Origin of the sequence: Microseira wollei NIES-4236, assembly GCF_020521235.1 — a bacterium.
In the GTDB taxonomy this organism is placed as follows: Bacteria; Cyanobacteriota; Cyanobacteriia; order Cyanobacteriales; family Aerosakkonemataceae; genus Microseira; species Microseira wollei.
Genome location: NZ_BLAY01000001.1, coordinates 202,204 through 215,131 on the forward strand (window position 1 = coordinate 202,204; position 12,928 = coordinate 215,131).

Genomic DNA, 12,928 nt, shown 5'->3' on the forward strand with positions numbered 1-12,928 from the left:
TATAACCATTTTCAGTCGAATCAATTGGAGGTAGGGAACAGCAATAATTTTTGTCGCTAAGGCCAAGGTTTTTCGCCTGCCGTGCCCGTACAATGTGGCGTTGCACCCATTTGGAAACCACTGTAATTTTTGGCTGCAAACGATCTCAGTCAGGCGCATAACCCGCCCGGAAATAAATTTCCCAGGCGAGTAGCCCAACCCCATAACCCGCCCGGAAATAAATTTCCCAGGCGAGTAGCCCAACCGCATAACCCGCCCGGAAATAAATTTCCCAGGCGAGTAGCCCAACCCCATAACCCGCCCGGAAATAAATTTCCCAGGCGAGTAGCCCAACCCCATAACCCGCCCGGAAATAAATTTCCGGGCTAATAGCTTAAGTCCATTGAAATGGACTAAAAATTCGTATTCAGTCCACAAAGCGTGGACTTTCGCTATTAGCCAGGGATTTTAATCCCTGGCGGTTGTCGTTATTAGCCAAAGATTTTAATCCCTCGCGGTTGTCATTATTAGCCAAAGATTTTAATCCCTCGCGGTTGTCGCTATTAGCCAAACATTTTAATCCCTCGCGGTTGTCGCTATTAGCCAAACATTTTAATCCCTGGCGGGTGGAAACGACAGATAAAGATGCTGCAAAATGCGATTTCATTGCCCACCTTTCAAATAACTATAATTTATAACACAACTGCATCAGTCGTCGGGGATGACCACCGCTTTCCTGCACTAGCTGGTTGATTTCTTCATCACTAAAACACACGGAAGTGTTAGCCAAACAAGCTGTAATAAAAGTGCGGATAGTGGTTTCGTTCCAAGGTTTTATCTCCTCCTCCAGACAAATGCCCGCAAGTGGAGATGTCTTGCCTTCATTTTGACTATCTTTAAACAGTTCGTCGAGGGGTTCGCTGGCAGCTAAAATTAATTTCAGCGGCGCATCGCTGCCTTCTGCTAAACCGCGCAGACGATCTCTGATTTGGCGCGTAAATCCGTTCCAGGTCAGTTTCCCCACATTGTCTAAAGCTAGCAGGATTCGATGGTATTTCAAAGCGCGGTTGAGCCTATTGCCTTGAGATTCGGCAATACCGATCTCGTGGCATAAAGTGCTGTAGAAGTCATCCGCATCATCAACTAAATTCAGGTCGAGAAAAACAGGCTGGCGCGGTGGGTAAAGGCGAGTTTCCGTCTGTTGGCAAATTGCCCATAGTAGGGAGGATTTGCCGATTCCTTCCTCGCCGATGAGGGCTACGCTACTCCCGCTGTTGAGGATTTCAAATATTCGGTCAATTTCTTGCTTGCGATCGCAGAACTGTTTCGGATCTTTTACGATTCCCCTTAGAGGAATGAAGGGATTGAGCGGTGGATTTTCGTAATTCGGCGGATTGGCGGGATTGTTCGCCGCTGCAAGTGGTGGGGGAGAAGGTATGATTTGGGCTGATGGCTGTTGATAGCGGTATTCAATTGGGAATTTAAAATTTTAATTTTGCACCTATTTCTCTGATGTATACCTCTGAATGAGAATTTTTAGCGCTAATTTCTGAATAATCCTGACCTGACCAACAACCCAGAAATATTTTTGTTTCTAATTCATTTAAAATTTCCTTGGTCTGTTGCTCGAAAAGAGAATTAATGAATTTTAATGCTTCTTCTGAGTTCATTGGTGGTCATGAAATTGGCAGAATAAATTTTACTGAGATCTTGCACCACTCGCCAATCGAGGCAGAGCCTCGTTCGCCAATCGAGGCAGAGCCTCGTTGGTATCGTTCCCAGGCAAGAGCCTGGGAACGAGATGGAACGAGATGGAATGCTTTAATAGTCCTCTTTCAGAGGACTTTAGCTATTAGCCAGGGGTTTAAACCCCTGGCGGGTGATGCACCCAGGGCGAGGTCTGAATCTTAGAAATTATCTTTGTATAATACTTTACCCTACAAACCAACATTATCCTACTTTCACCTACAAAAATTTCAGCATTTAAGGTTCCTACAAAAGCCAACCCACAGTACCTAACTCCCAAGTCACGATCGTTCTATCAACAAAACACACCGAGACGAGGAGTTAAGATCGTGATGAACCAATCTGCGAAAATTTACCAAGCTTCCGCCCAGCAATTGCCAGCAGATCGGTTACTTCGCTGCGAAATAGCGGCAGCAAAACCACAACAATTTATTTGTACAACCGAAGCTGTAACATCTGCCCAGCTTCCACTGTTAGATCCAAATGCATTATTGGAAGTGGGAGGTAGTACAGCGGCAATTATCTTATCGATTGCTTTTCTGATTCTGGCTTTGGCTGAATATAATCAGGTTTTTGTACCCGTGATGCTGCAAAAGGTAGAAGAAAAGCAAAGACTAAATAACCCACTGGAATAATTGGATGACAAGTCGCGGGCGGTGGGCGAAATTGTCGCCTTCATGCTTCCCGCGATCGCACAAACAAAAAAAGCCCCATTATCGGGGCAATTTCTTTTACAATTGGGTGACAAATTGAATTCAACTGTTAGCAGTTACCTTGGCACTATCGCTCGCGGGGTCAAAGATAATAGTGAAAGGGACATTTGGACACATCTGCCGAATTATCCGCAGATGATCTTCTGCATCGTTGCGGCGACGGAAGCGACATACAACTATCCGTTGCAAATTGGGCAGATGGCGAATAATACACCAAGGCGTCAATTGCTCTCTGTAACTCATGCACCCCTCCCTGTCGTTGAAAAACAAGGGAAAACGGGTGCAGCCGTCGAGAATGACTGCGGTGTTGGTATCATTGAATATGCCTCCAATTGTTTGGTGGATAACTGGTAATCGCCCTTCAGTTTCTGAGGCCGCAGGGCGATTACTTTTAGGACATTTATATTAAATGACTAATATCAGTCATATGTCAATGAGTATATGGGCTTAGTGCGTTTGCGGATTCGCGAGTTCGCTGAAGAGAGAGGTTGGACACTAAAAGAAGTTTCTGAGCGTTCAGGTGTTGTCTACAGCACTCTCAGAACCTATGCTCGTTCTCCTGGATTAGCAACTGTTGATGTGACAGCGCTACAAAAGCTGGCTCGCACGTTTGATGTGATGATAGAAGATTTAATAGAAGTAGTGGAAGAGTAAGCGATCGCACAGCTAATACCGTTTTCCCTTCAATCTGTCACAGATGCCCCTAAATCCCCCTCTCGGGGGAGTTTAACTTCTTCGGTTCCCCCCTCAAAAAGTGGGAGTTTAACTTCTTCGGTTCCCCCCTCAAAAAGTGGGAGTTTAACTTCTTCGGTTCCCCCCTCAAAAAGTGGGAGTTTAACTTCTTCGGTTCCCCCCAATGCATCGGGGGGTTAGGGGGGATCGGATCTGTGGTATCAAGAAGGGAAAATGATATAAATGATTAAAATTGCTGGTAGGGGCACGGCAAGAGAAAACCTTCGAGTTTTGGACAAAGTCTATTGATGCCGTGCCCCTACATTAAACAACCATCAAATCGGCGAGAATTTCCTGCGCTACTGTATTATCAATTCCCAAAGCTTGCTGAAGATTCGATATAAAATCTTCCTCCGCTTCAGGAATACTCCCATCGACTAAAACAACTTCAACTGCTGCTTCAAAAGCCGTTTCTACCCAATCTTCTGAAATCGATTCTACTGCCAAATTAAACAAAGCCTCGATGCCGTCGGTGTCGTAAATATCGGTGAATTTATCCACCATTGCTTGCATTTCTTCATCTGAATAATTCTCATACAGTTCTAGATTCGACAGAATATCGTTGAAGACTTCTATTTCCTCATCTGTGACTTCACCGTTGGCAAAGGTAGCAGCAAATACAATCGCTGCCACCGCTTCTTCTGGACTGAGAACTTTTTCGCTGTCGGTTTCAGTCTGCAATACTTCGTCACTGTTTCCCATGATGCTTTTCTACTCAACAGCGGTCTAATTTGCTGTATAATAAGATACAAATTACTGCTCGTTCAAACAGCGTTCGATGGTGGCTACGACGGACTGGGCGAGGGCGCGCAAATCGTAGCCGCCTTCTAAGCCAAACAGTATACGACGAGTTAACTGCAAGCAATAATCTGTAAACAGCCCGTAATCTTCGGGTTGCAGATTGATACTTGCTAGGGGATCGGCAGCATTGGCGTCGTACCCGGCGCTGACAATTAACAAATCGGGGCGAAATTTGGCTAAAAACGGCATTATTTGCGATTCAAATGCCTGTTGATACTCTGCAACTGCGCTGCCCGGTTTGATGGGAATATTTAACACGTTATCGTGCGCCCCTCGTTCCTGGGCGCCGCCGGTACCCGGATAGCAAGGAGATTGGTGCAGGGAACAGTAGGCAATTTGGGGATGATTTTCCACGATATCTTGAGTGCCGTTGCCGTGATGCACGTCCCAGTCTAAGATGGCAACGCGGGAGATGCCTGGTTGTTCTAGGGCGTAGTAAGCGGCGATCGCTGCATTAGAAAACAAACAAAATCCCATCCCTCGGACACTTTCAGCATGGTGTCCGGGCGGGCGCGCCAGCACAAACGCGGGGTTACCAGTAGCGACAACGCGATCGATTCCATCCAACCAAGCACTCACCGCCAACAAAGCGATCGCGTAACTGCGGGCAGAAATCGGCGTATCCCCATCCAAGTATCCGCCGCCAGAGGTAGCGATCGCTTCCACCAGTTCGACGTAGTTGGGCGAGTGAATTTTTTGCACCAGGGGTAGAGGCGATCGCGTCTCTACTGGCGTCGGTAACTCCCAGGATAATTTTTCCGCCCAAGGCACGGTTTTTAATGCCTCTACAATCGCCGTCAGACGTTCCGGTCGTTCTGGGTGAAAACGACCGGTATCGTGATACAGAAATTCATCCGAGTAAATAACTGGCACCATAGCTAATGGCTAATTGCTAATTGCTCATTGTAGCGATTACCCATTACTCTCGTTCCCAAGGCTCTGGCTGGGAATGCCATTACCAATGCCCAAATGTGATAGAATTTTAATGATATTTGCAATTTCTTTAAAGTCAAAGTCGCAAAATTAGCATCATCTTGAATTTTAGCGGCTTAAATCTCGCGATTTTGGAGTTTTTCACAGTATGACCACTTCCCAGGAGCGGATTATCCCCACAGATTTGGGGAATGAAATGTCCCGGTCTTACTTAGAGTACGCGATGAGCGTAATCGTAGGACGGGCACTACCAGATGCTAGGGATGGTCTAAAACCAGTGCATCGGCGCATACTTTACGCGATGCACGAATTAGGTTTAACTTCAGACCGCCCTTACAGGAAATGCGCCCGCGTGGTGGGGGAAGTGTTGGGGAAATATCACCCCCACGGGGATACGGCGGTGTACGATGCTTTGGTGCGGATGGCACAAGATTTTTCCATGCGATCGCCCCTAATTGACGGTCACGGTAACTTCGGTTCGGTGGATAACGACCCCCCCGCCGCAATGCGCTACACCGAGTGCCGTCTCAGCGCCCTGACAGGCGAGGCGTTGTTGCGGGATATTGAGTCGGAAACGGTTGATTTTGCCGATAATTTCGACGCTTCCCAGCAAGAACCCATAGTTTTACCCGCCCGCGTTCCCCAATTATTGCTCAACGGTTCCTCTGGTATCGCCGTGGGCATGGCAACCAACATCCCACCCCATAATTTGGGAGAATTAATTGACGGCTTGGTGGCACTGATCCACAATCCAGAAATTACCGATATCCAGCTAATGCGCTATATCCCCGGCCCAGATTTTCCTACAGGTGGAAAAATATTGGGAACCTCGGCAATCAAAGAAGCATACACCGGGGGACGCGGTTCGATTACAATGCGCGGCGTAGCGCAAATTGAGACAATCGAACACCGCGGGCGACCAGATCGGGAAGCAATCATCATCACCGAATTGCCTTACCAGACAAACAAGGCAGCGCTGATTGAAAGAATCGCCGAAATGGTGAACGATAAGAAACTCGAAGGCATCGCCGATATCCGGGATGAAAGCGATCGCGACGGAATGCGCGTCGTCATCGAACTCAAGCGCGACGCCTACCCCAAAGTAGTGCTAAATAACCTGTATAAACAAACACCAATACAAGCAAACTTTGGCGCGAACATGCTGGCGTTGGTGAACGGCGAACCCCAGCTAGTGTCGCTAAAACAATTCCTGAGCGTCTTCCTGGATTTTCGCATAGAGACGGTAACAAAGAGAACGCAGTACGAACTGCGGAAAGCCGAAGAACGGGATCATCTATTGCAAGGGTTATTAATCGCCCTGGTGAACTTAGATGAAATAGTCCACCTAATTCGCAACGCCGCCGACACGCCGACGGCGCGGCAAGAATTGATGGATAGATATGGACTTTCGGAAGTGCAAGCAGATGCAATATTGCAAATGCAACTGCGGCGTTTAACTGCATTAGAAGCAGAAAAAATTCGGCAAGAACACGAACAATTGCAAGCGCAGATAGCGGATTTGCAAGATATATTAGCGCGGCGCGATCGCATCCTAGAAATCATCGAAACCGAAGCGCAAGAACTGAAAACCAGATTTGCCACCCCCCGCCGCACCGAAATCGAACACGCCGAAGGAGAAATCGACGATACCGACTTAATTGCCAACGAAAAAGCCTTAATCTTAGTAACAGAACAAGGGTACATCAAGCGGATGCCCGTTAACACCTTCGAGGCGCAAAGTCGCGCTACGCGGGGTAAAGCGGCAACCAAAATGAAAGAAGACGATGGAGTAGAACATTTCCTCACTTGTTGCGACCACGATACCGTATTGTTATTTAGCGAAAAAGGCGTTGTTTACTGCCTGAGAGCATATCACATACCAGTCGGATCGCGAGTCAGTCGGGGAACCCCGATCGTGCAAATGCTGCCGATCCCCAGAGAAGAAAAAATCACATCCATCGTCGCGGTGAGCGAATTTACCAGCGAAGAATATTTGGTCATGCTAACCAAACGCGGTTACATCAAAAAGACCGAATTATCGGCATTTAGCAACATTCGCGCCAACGGATTAATAGCTATTTCCTTAGAAGAAGGCGACCAACTGCGGTGGGTACGTCGTGCGAGAGTAGAAGATAGCATCATCATCGGATCGCGTCAGGGCATGGCAATACATTTTAAAGCGGAACACGAACAATTGCGCCCGCTGGGACGTGCAACAAGAGGCGTCAAAGCAATGTCCCTGCGCGAAGGCGACGAACTGATTGGGATGGATATTCTGCCGAGTTCAATAGTAGCTAATTTAACTCCAGAAACAGAAGAAACAGAAATTAGCGAAGAAGAAACCGAACTGAGCAACACAGATAATAGCTTGTGCGTGCTAGTGATTACAATGGGAGGATTTGGTAAGCGAGTACCCGTGACGCAATTCCGGTTACAAAATCGGGCAGGAATGGGATTAGTTGCGATTAAATTCCGCAAGCAAAATGATAAATTAGCCGCCTTGCGAGTTGTCAACGACGATGATGAATTGATGATCGTCACCAATCGGGGCATAATCATTCGTCAAGTCGTGAATGCCATCTCCATGCAATCCCGGATGGCAACGGGAGTGCGAGTGCAACGCTTAGATGAAGACGATGCGATCGCAGCAGTCGCCCTAGTTCCTCCCACCAACGGCGACGAGGAAGAAAGCGAGTAAAAGTTCAGAGCAAATCTGCTCAGAATGTAGAGATGCAAAGTTTTGTGTCTCTACATATTCTTTTCGCTAATGTTCAGGTTAAAAGTATCAACCTGTTTTCTAAGATAAACGCTGAGTAGCAGTAGCAATGTAACCCAACTAATTAGCGTACCTGTCCGTTCTGTAGCAGTACCTCTATACCAAATCCTGATGTCATAAGTTCCTGGTGATAATCTCAACTGCATACGCCCATCTGTAGCAGCAAAGAGCAATGTTTCTTGACTCTGCGTGACCAGAGGAGGGGTAATCTGAATTCCCCAACCTGGATAGTAAAACGTCCTGATGTTCAGGACTACTGCTGTGGTAGCATTGAGCTTAAGCAGGCGTTGACCCTGATGCCAGTCTTGAATCGAAAATTTTCCATCTCCCTCAACAAACTCAACCAATTGATAGGGCTGTGGTGGTATTCTCGGAGAGTGTTTTCGAGGAGAAAGCCAATTCTTCGTTTGTACTGTAATGGGTAAATAATCCATCACATCACTTTGGAAAAACTGCAAGTCACGGTCAAGGTAGACAAATGTTCTACGACCTAACTCGAAGTAGTGGTAATCTCCCACTTTTCTATTTTTGATATTCTGTAAGGTTTCAGGCGGAATTGCTGCTCTATTGGTGACCAGATATTCGATTGCTTGTAGATTGGTCTGCTTAAAATCGATCAGATAAAGTTTGGCACTTTTGTATGTGAAGAACAAAACTGCGGTGCAAATAACAATTAGAGCAAATTGCTTCCTAGCTAGTGAAAACTTTTCTCTCAAACCTTCGAGGGTGTAGCTAAAAATATATGGTGTCAGAGAAGAAGTAAGCATCAAAAAACGCCAGGGAAACTGGATCTTCTTAAAAGTCGATATTTTTTCATACATGAATAGCGATACATCTGTCATCATAAAAACAGCAAATGCCACCATTATTATTTGCTGGTTGAGCAAAATATGCTTGGGATTTTTTGATCGCCAATGTCTTGTAAATAAGACAGCAATAATCAGAATTGCTAAATTCAGAAAAAATGTTCTAGAAAGGCTCTTTTCCCAATCTAGTTGCACCAGACTGAGACGAAAATTTAAGATCCCATTTAGAAAAAATTTATCAGTAATATTTTCTCTACCCGCTCCTTTTATCAGAGCGGCATCAACAAGAACGGGCAAAACAAAAAAAGCATCCAGAGCTATGGCTAAAAACAGTGGCGACAACAAAGACATCAAAGCTTGTTGCCATTTAATCTGACCCAAAGCGATTAAAATGATAACAGATAGCAAAAAAGATGATACAAAAATCACAGATGAAGGAAGATGGGCTAAAAATAGAGCCGCAAACCCCAAGGTTAGCAGTATTAAATGTTTGATATTGAAATTTATTACCACCTGATAAATGCCGAGAGTTAGCCAAGGAACTAGAGCTATGGCAAGGCTTTCAGGAAAAGCTCCGCGTTTGAATATATCAATTATTAGATAAGGGTTGAATATTCCTAAAAATATTGAGATACAGCTATATAAAGAGTTTTTATGAAATAATACTCTCGATAATTTTATGACTCCAATAGCATTTAAGACTAAGACAAGAATGATACCACCTTTGATTTGTTGACTTGGTGATAGGTGCAAAATAGCAAAAGGAAGAGAGAGCAATCTAAATAGGGGTGGATAAAACACAAATGATGGCGTTCCTAGTCCGCCAAAAGCTTCTTCAAACCACTTTGGATAAAGCCAACCCTCAAGTATTTGTTGATTCCAGTAATACCCCCAGATCAAATGCCAAAATCCATCGTGATTTGATATTACGTTATAGTTTAGAACAGCGATCGCCACTCCCAAAGTAACGATCGCTGCGATCGCAACATCTAAATAGTGAGTCAAGTTGAATCGAGGATTTATACTCATATTGCTACATTCCCTTAAACGAGCTGAATTGGTTCCTAAAATGCATCAAACCAGCAGGATTTTACCAGTATAAAACACGACTAACGATCGCGTCACCCTAATGAATACCAAAATTCCCTTAAGCGATCGCCACATCATTACGGTTGGAAATTTGATAATTATCTGCTATAATATATGCCTTACTAAACTCGTCTGTAACGGCTGCCATAGTTTTGCTAATTTTGGTAAAAATATTAAATAAACTTAATAAATAGAGTTGAACAGGCATCAAATTAATCAAGTAACGAATGGTATTGCGCTTGTGGATTGCCCTACTGGGCGGTATTTTGATGGGAATCACCCCTGCACCTGTAGGGGCATGGCCTTTAGCGTGGATTGCTTTAGCACCGCTGTGGGTGCAAATAATTAAAGCAGAAACCAAAAGAGAAAACTTGACACAAACAAAATATTCTAATTTTAATATGAAATTTTTAATTTTGAATGCTTTAGCGTGGGGAATAGGGTATCACGGCTTAGCCTTATCGTGGGTATTGGGACTGCACCCATTAACCTGGATGGGAATACCTTGGGTTGTGAGTGTAGCGATCGCACTACTCGCCCTAACATTATTCACCATCTGGGGAGCAACATTGGTAGTAACCTGGGCAATAACAACCAAAGCACTTTTCAACCTAATCCAAAACCCCCCCATTCGCATTTTAATTGGAACAACCATCTGGTGCGTTCTCGAATCAATTTGGAGTGCAGGACCATTATGGTGGACATCATTATCGTATACCCAAAGCCCCCACAACCTAGCCATATTACACCTCGGACAAATCTCAGGCCCAAACACAATTACAGCGGCAATAGTAGCAGTAAACGGCCTCCTAGCCCAAGCCTGGATCAACCGCCCAAAACAAACAGACCCTCCCAACTCTTCCTTCGCGTCCTTCGCGTCTCTGCGGTTCATTCATAAAGGTTATTTAGCCACTAGCGCCGGACTATTAATTAGTTTACACCTAATCGGATTTAGCCTATACAACCAACCCTTAAACGACCAACCTAGTACCGCAATAAAAATAGGAATTATTCAAGGAAACGTTCCCAACAGAATCAAATTCACCCCAGAAGGTCGTCGTAGCTCTTTAACAGGTTACACCAACGGTTATATAACCTTAGCCAAACAAGGAGTAGAAGCAATTTTAACCCCAGAAGGAGCATTATCATCGATTTGGACAGATCCACCTGCCACAAAAAACCCCCTTTACCAAGCAATTTTAGATAAAGGTATAGTTGCATGGATAGGCGCACATCGCCCCAGAGAAAGCAGTTACACAAACAGCTTATTTACCGTCACCGGAACAGGAGAAATCTTTAGCCGCTACGACAAAGTAAACCTAGTACCATTTGGCGAATACATCCCATTCGAGCAACTTTTAGGAGGATTCATCAACAGCATTTCAGCCATTGGTACTAGCCAAATAGCAGGAGAACCAACCCAATTATTTGATACCCCATTTGGTCGCGCAATTGTTGGCATTTGTTTTGACTCTGCATTTTCCAGACATTTCCAACGCCAAGCAGCAGCGGGGGGAGAATTTATCATCACTGCATCTAATAACGACCCATATAGCGCCGCGATGCAATTCCAACATCACGCACAGGATACCATGCGGGCAATTGAAACAAATCGATGGGCGGCGAGGGCAACAAATACAGGATATTCTGGGATTGTAGACCCGCATGGCAGAACTTTATGGATATCCGGACACAACACTTATGAAGTTCGCGCAGACACAATTTATCGCCGTCAAACCCAAACTTTATACCTGCGTTGGGGAGATTGGTTAACGTTGGTTTTATTAGGATTAGTTGCTGTAAGTATTTCCTGGGTAATAGGTAATAGGAAATGGAAAAAATAATTACCGGCAGCATGTCAATAATGCAAATCTACGCCGACACCCTGAAGGGTGCGGCTACAAAAACTAAGCCCGCCAGAGCGGGCTAAAGCTTTTAAAGCCTGCTAGAGCATGCAAAGTCTCGTGTAGCGACACCCTTTAGGGTGTCGGCTACTCCCATAATTACCAATTACCTACATTTCAACAGGGTGCTGACCGTAAAAAGGTATCGCTTCTGACCAATGAGGACGCAACCCTTTTTGCCAATCCAAATAAGCTAATTCTAATAATTCTAACACAGATGCACCCTGGTTGTTTTCAGCTTTAATCAATTGATAAGAATTAGGCCAAGTTTCCAAAGTTTTTTGCCAAACATCTGGCTTCATTACCTTGTCTGGCAATAGCTGAATTAAACCAGAATTATCTGAGGCAAATTGATAAATTGCTGTAAATATTTCACCGCGATGGGCGTTCAACTGTACTGCAATATCTTCTTGAACCTGGGGAGGCATAGCCTCCCTACTCTCGTTCCCAGGCTCCAGCCTGGGAACGAGATCAGAGAGGCTCTGCCTCAGTTGACGACTGGTGGAAGATCTCAGCCAAGCTACAGCCGCCAAAGTAGAAATAGCAAATAAAGGAATTTCCAACTGTTGCGCGAGAGTGCGAGCCGTTACAACGCCGATGCGCGTACCCGTGAAGCTTCCGGGGCCTTTTGCTACGGCGATAAATGCCAAATCTGCCCATGTTTGGGGTCGGATAAATTCGGCTAAATATTGATGCAAATGGGTGGAGAGTTCCCGACCTAAATCTTTGACTAAACAGCGGGAATCACCGGCAAAATTGCTGATGGCTAGACCTAATTCGGAACTGGTTGTATGAAGTGCAAGGCTGTATTTAGTCATGAGCGCGCTAGTCAAAATTTAACTTTGGGCTGGTAGTAGGCAATGTCAACGCCTACTAAAAAGGGTTCAACTCGCCCTTATTAACACGAAAAAACCGGATTTCTGGATTAGCAAATATTAGCACCTTGAGAGTGATTTATGAAAAAAAATTCGCTCCGCCGAAGGCGGAAGAAAGAAAAGAGAAAAGAAAAAAGAGTAAAGGGCAAAAGGGCAAAAGGGTAGAGAAGAAGAGTCCTCGCAAAAGAAACCAGAAACCCAGAAACCGAAATGGCGGAAACTAAGAAGCCGAAGACCAAGTCCCCGGAAACTAAGCAACCGCAACGCGAAAACCGCAATTCCTGACCCTAAGGCCCAGCGCGTCCCAGTTGCGGCTGGCACTGCGGCAAAAGACCGCATCGACGTACCACGAACCTCCACGCCGCACTCGGTTTTCAGATCCACCAGTTTCCCAGGAACTTCCGTCACAGGGTGCGCCGTTATAGTTATTGTGCCAGCGATCGCTACACCAGTTAGAGTCGATAGGAGCGTTACCACTCTTACCTCTCCTTCAAAACCGGACGTGAGACTTTCACCTCATCCGGCTCCTCAATAATTCCACCCTTGTCATGGGTGCGATTCAAAACAGGTTATC

15 protein-coding genes are annotated in these 12,928 nt (G+C 45.4%); 6 read left to right on the top strand and 9 right to left on the bottom strand.

Annotated features, from left to right (window positions below; genetic code table 11):
• Positions 1-406: 406 nt before the first annotated feature.
• Genes MiSe_RS00940 through MiSe_RS00950 form a run of 3 tightly spaced genes read right to left on the bottom strand, consistent with a single transcriptional unit; the run spans position 407 to position 1,649 of the window.
• Positions 407-646 (bottom strand): hypothetical protein, encoded by a 240-nt coding sequence (locus MiSe_RS00940; RefSeq protein ID WP_226572887.1) that lies wholly within the window; start codon positions 644-646, stop codon positions 407-409.
• Positions 647-664: 18 nt separating this feature from the next.
• Positions 665-1,453 carry an AAA family ATPase gene (locus MiSe_RS52505; protein ID WP_373872734.1) on the bottom strand — a complete coding sequence of 263 codons (789 nt, stop codon included), beginning with the start codon at positions 1,451-1,453 and terminating at the stop codon, positions 665-667.
• Positions 1,454-1,460: 7 nt separating this feature from the next.
• Positions 1,461-1,649 (bottom strand): helix-turn-helix domain-containing protein, encoded by a 189-nt coding sequence (locus MiSe_RS00950; protein ID WP_226572891.1) that lies wholly within the window; start codon positions 1,647-1,649, stop codon positions 1,461-1,463.
• 40 nt (positions 1,650-1,689) lie between these two features.
• On the opposite strand from MiSe_RS00950, the gene MiSe_RS00955 reads away from it, so the two are divergent.
• The 4 genes from MiSe_RS00955 to MiSe_RS00970 all read left to right on the top strand — a co-directional run bounded on the left by MiSe_RS00955 (position 1,690) and on the right by MiSe_RS00970 (position 3,092).
• Positions 1,690-1,890: a hypothetical protein gene (locus MiSe_RS00955; protein WP_226572892.1), complete on the top strand. Its 201-nt coding sequence runs from the start codon at positions 1,690-1,692 to the stop codon at positions 1,888-1,890.
• Between the two features lie 164 nt (positions 1,891-2,054).
• The gene (locus MiSe_RS00960; protein ID WP_226572894.1) at positions 2,055-2,360 is read left to right on the top strand and encodes a hypothetical protein; all 306 of its coding nucleotides are present in this window, start codon (positions 2,055-2,057) and stop codon (positions 2,358-2,360) included.
• Positions 2,361-2,792 (top strand): hypothetical protein, encoded by a 432-nt coding sequence (locus MiSe_RS51905; RefSeq protein WP_307731099.1) that lies wholly within the window; start codon positions 2,361-2,363, stop codon positions 2,790-2,792.
• Positions 2,793-2,879: 87 nt separating this feature from the next.
• Positions 2,880-3,092, top strand: coding sequence for a helix-turn-helix domain-containing protein (locus MiSe_RS00970; protein ID WP_226572898.1), 213 nt, complete (start codon positions 2,880-2,882; stop codon positions 3,090-3,092).
• Between the two features lie 29 nt (positions 3,093-3,121).
• Here MiSe_RS00970 and MiSe_RS00975 read toward each other — a convergent pair whose 3' ends face one another.
• The 3 genes from MiSe_RS00975 to MiSe_RS00985 form a co-directional block, all read right to left on the bottom strand.
• Positions 3,122-3,295 carry a hypothetical protein gene (locus tag MiSe_RS00975; protein ID WP_226572900.1) on the bottom strand — a complete coding sequence of 58 codons (174 nt, stop codon included), beginning with the start codon at positions 3,293-3,295 and terminating at the stop codon, positions 3,122-3,124.
• Positions 3,296-3,434: 139 nt separating this feature from the next.
• Positions 3,435-3,872 carry a tellurite resistance TerB family protein gene (locus MiSe_RS00980; RefSeq protein ID WP_226572904.1) on the bottom strand — a complete coding sequence of 146 codons (438 nt, stop codon included), beginning with the start codon at positions 3,870-3,872 and terminating at the stop codon, positions 3,435-3,437.
• A gap of 51 nt (positions 3,873-3,923) precedes the next feature.
• Positions 3,924-4,847 carry a histone deacetylase family protein gene (locus MiSe_RS00985; protein ID WP_226572906.1) on the bottom strand — a complete coding sequence of 308 codons (924 nt, stop codon included), beginning with the start codon at positions 4,845-4,847 and terminating at the stop codon, positions 3,924-3,926.
• Between the two features lie 205 nt (positions 4,848-5,052).
• On the opposite strand from MiSe_RS00985, the gene gyrA reads away from it, so the two are divergent.
• A complete protein-coding gene (gene gyrA, locus MiSe_RS00990) occupies positions 5,053-7,602 on the top strand; it encodes a DNA gyrase subunit A (RefSeq protein WP_226572908.1) in 2,550 nt (849 codons plus the stop codon).
• 50 nt (positions 7,603-7,652) lie between these two features.
• On the opposite strand, the gene MiSe_RS00995 is transcribed toward gyrA, so the two are convergent.
• On the bottom strand, positions 7,653-9,515 hold the full coding sequence (locus MiSe_RS00995) for a putative glycosyltransferase family protein (RefSeq protein WP_226572910.1): 1,863 nt from the start codon (positions 9,513-9,515) through the stop codon (positions 7,653-7,655).
• Between the two features lie 287 nt (positions 9,516-9,802).
• Here MiSe_RS00995 and lnt point away from each other — a divergent pair, with 287 nt between their 5' ends.
• The gene (lnt, locus tag MiSe_RS01000) at positions 9,803-11,419 is read left to right on the top strand and encodes an apolipoprotein N-acyltransferase (protein WP_226572911.1); all 1,617 of its coding nucleotides are present in this window, start codon (positions 9,803-9,805) and stop codon (positions 11,417-11,419) included.
• Between the two features lie 170 nt (positions 11,420-11,589).
• Here the strand turns inward: lnt and tsaB are convergent, their stop codons facing one another.
• Together tsaB and MiSe_RS01010 are read right to left on the bottom strand one after the other, a co-directional pair.
• Entirely contained in the window at positions 11,590-12,297 is a 708-nt protein-coding gene (gene tsaB, locus MiSe_RS01005) for a tRNA (adenosine(37)-N6)-threonylcarbamoyltransferase complex dimerization subunit type 1 TsaB (protein ID WP_226572913.1), read from the bottom strand.
• A 307-nt stretch (positions 12,298-12,604) separates the two neighbouring features.
• A complete protein-coding gene (locus MiSe_RS01010) occupies positions 12,605-12,817 on the bottom strand; it encodes a formylglycine-generating enzyme family protein (RefSeq protein ID WP_307731102.1) in 213 nt (70 codons plus the stop codon).
• Positions 12,818-12,928: the final 111 nt, after the last annotated feature.

Excerpts from the sequence above, each read along its gene's own strand:
- MiSe_RS00970 (WP_226572898.1), top strand. The coding sequence starts at position 2,880 with ATGGGCTTAGTGCGTTTGCGGATTCGCGAGTTCGCTGAAGAGAGAGGT.
- MiSe_RS00995 (WP_226572910.1), bottom strand. The coding sequence starts at position 9,515 with ATGAGTATAAATCCTCGATTCAACTTGACTCACTATTTAGATGTTGCG.
- MiSe_RS00985 (WP_226572906.1), bottom strand. The coding sequence starts at position 4,847 with ATGGTGCCAGTTATTTACTCGGATGAATTTCTGTATCACGATACCGGT.
- lnt (WP_226572911.1), top strand. The coding sequence starts at position 9,803 with ATGGTATTGCGCTTGTGGATTGCCCTACTGGGCGGTATTTTGATGGGA.
- MiSe_RS00980 (WP_226572904.1), bottom strand. The coding sequence starts at position 3,872 with ATGGGAAACAGTGACGAAGTATTGCAGACTGAAACCGACAGCGAAAAA.
- gyrA (WP_226572908.1), top strand. The coding sequence starts at position 5,053 with ATGACCACTTCCCAGGAGCGGATTATCCCCACAGATTTGGGGAATGAA.
- tsaB (WP_226572913.1), bottom strand. The coding sequence starts at position 12,297 with ATGACTAAATACAGCCTTGCACTTCATACAACCAGTTCCGAATTAGGT.
- MiSe_RS00940 (WP_226572887.1), bottom strand. The coding sequence starts at position 646 with ATGAAATCGCATTTTGCAGCATCTTTATCTGTCGTTTCCACCCGCCAG.
- MiSe_RS00950 (WP_226572891.1), bottom strand. The coding sequence starts at position 1,649 with ATGAACTCAGAAGAAGCATTAAAATTCATTAATTCTCTTTTCGAGCAA.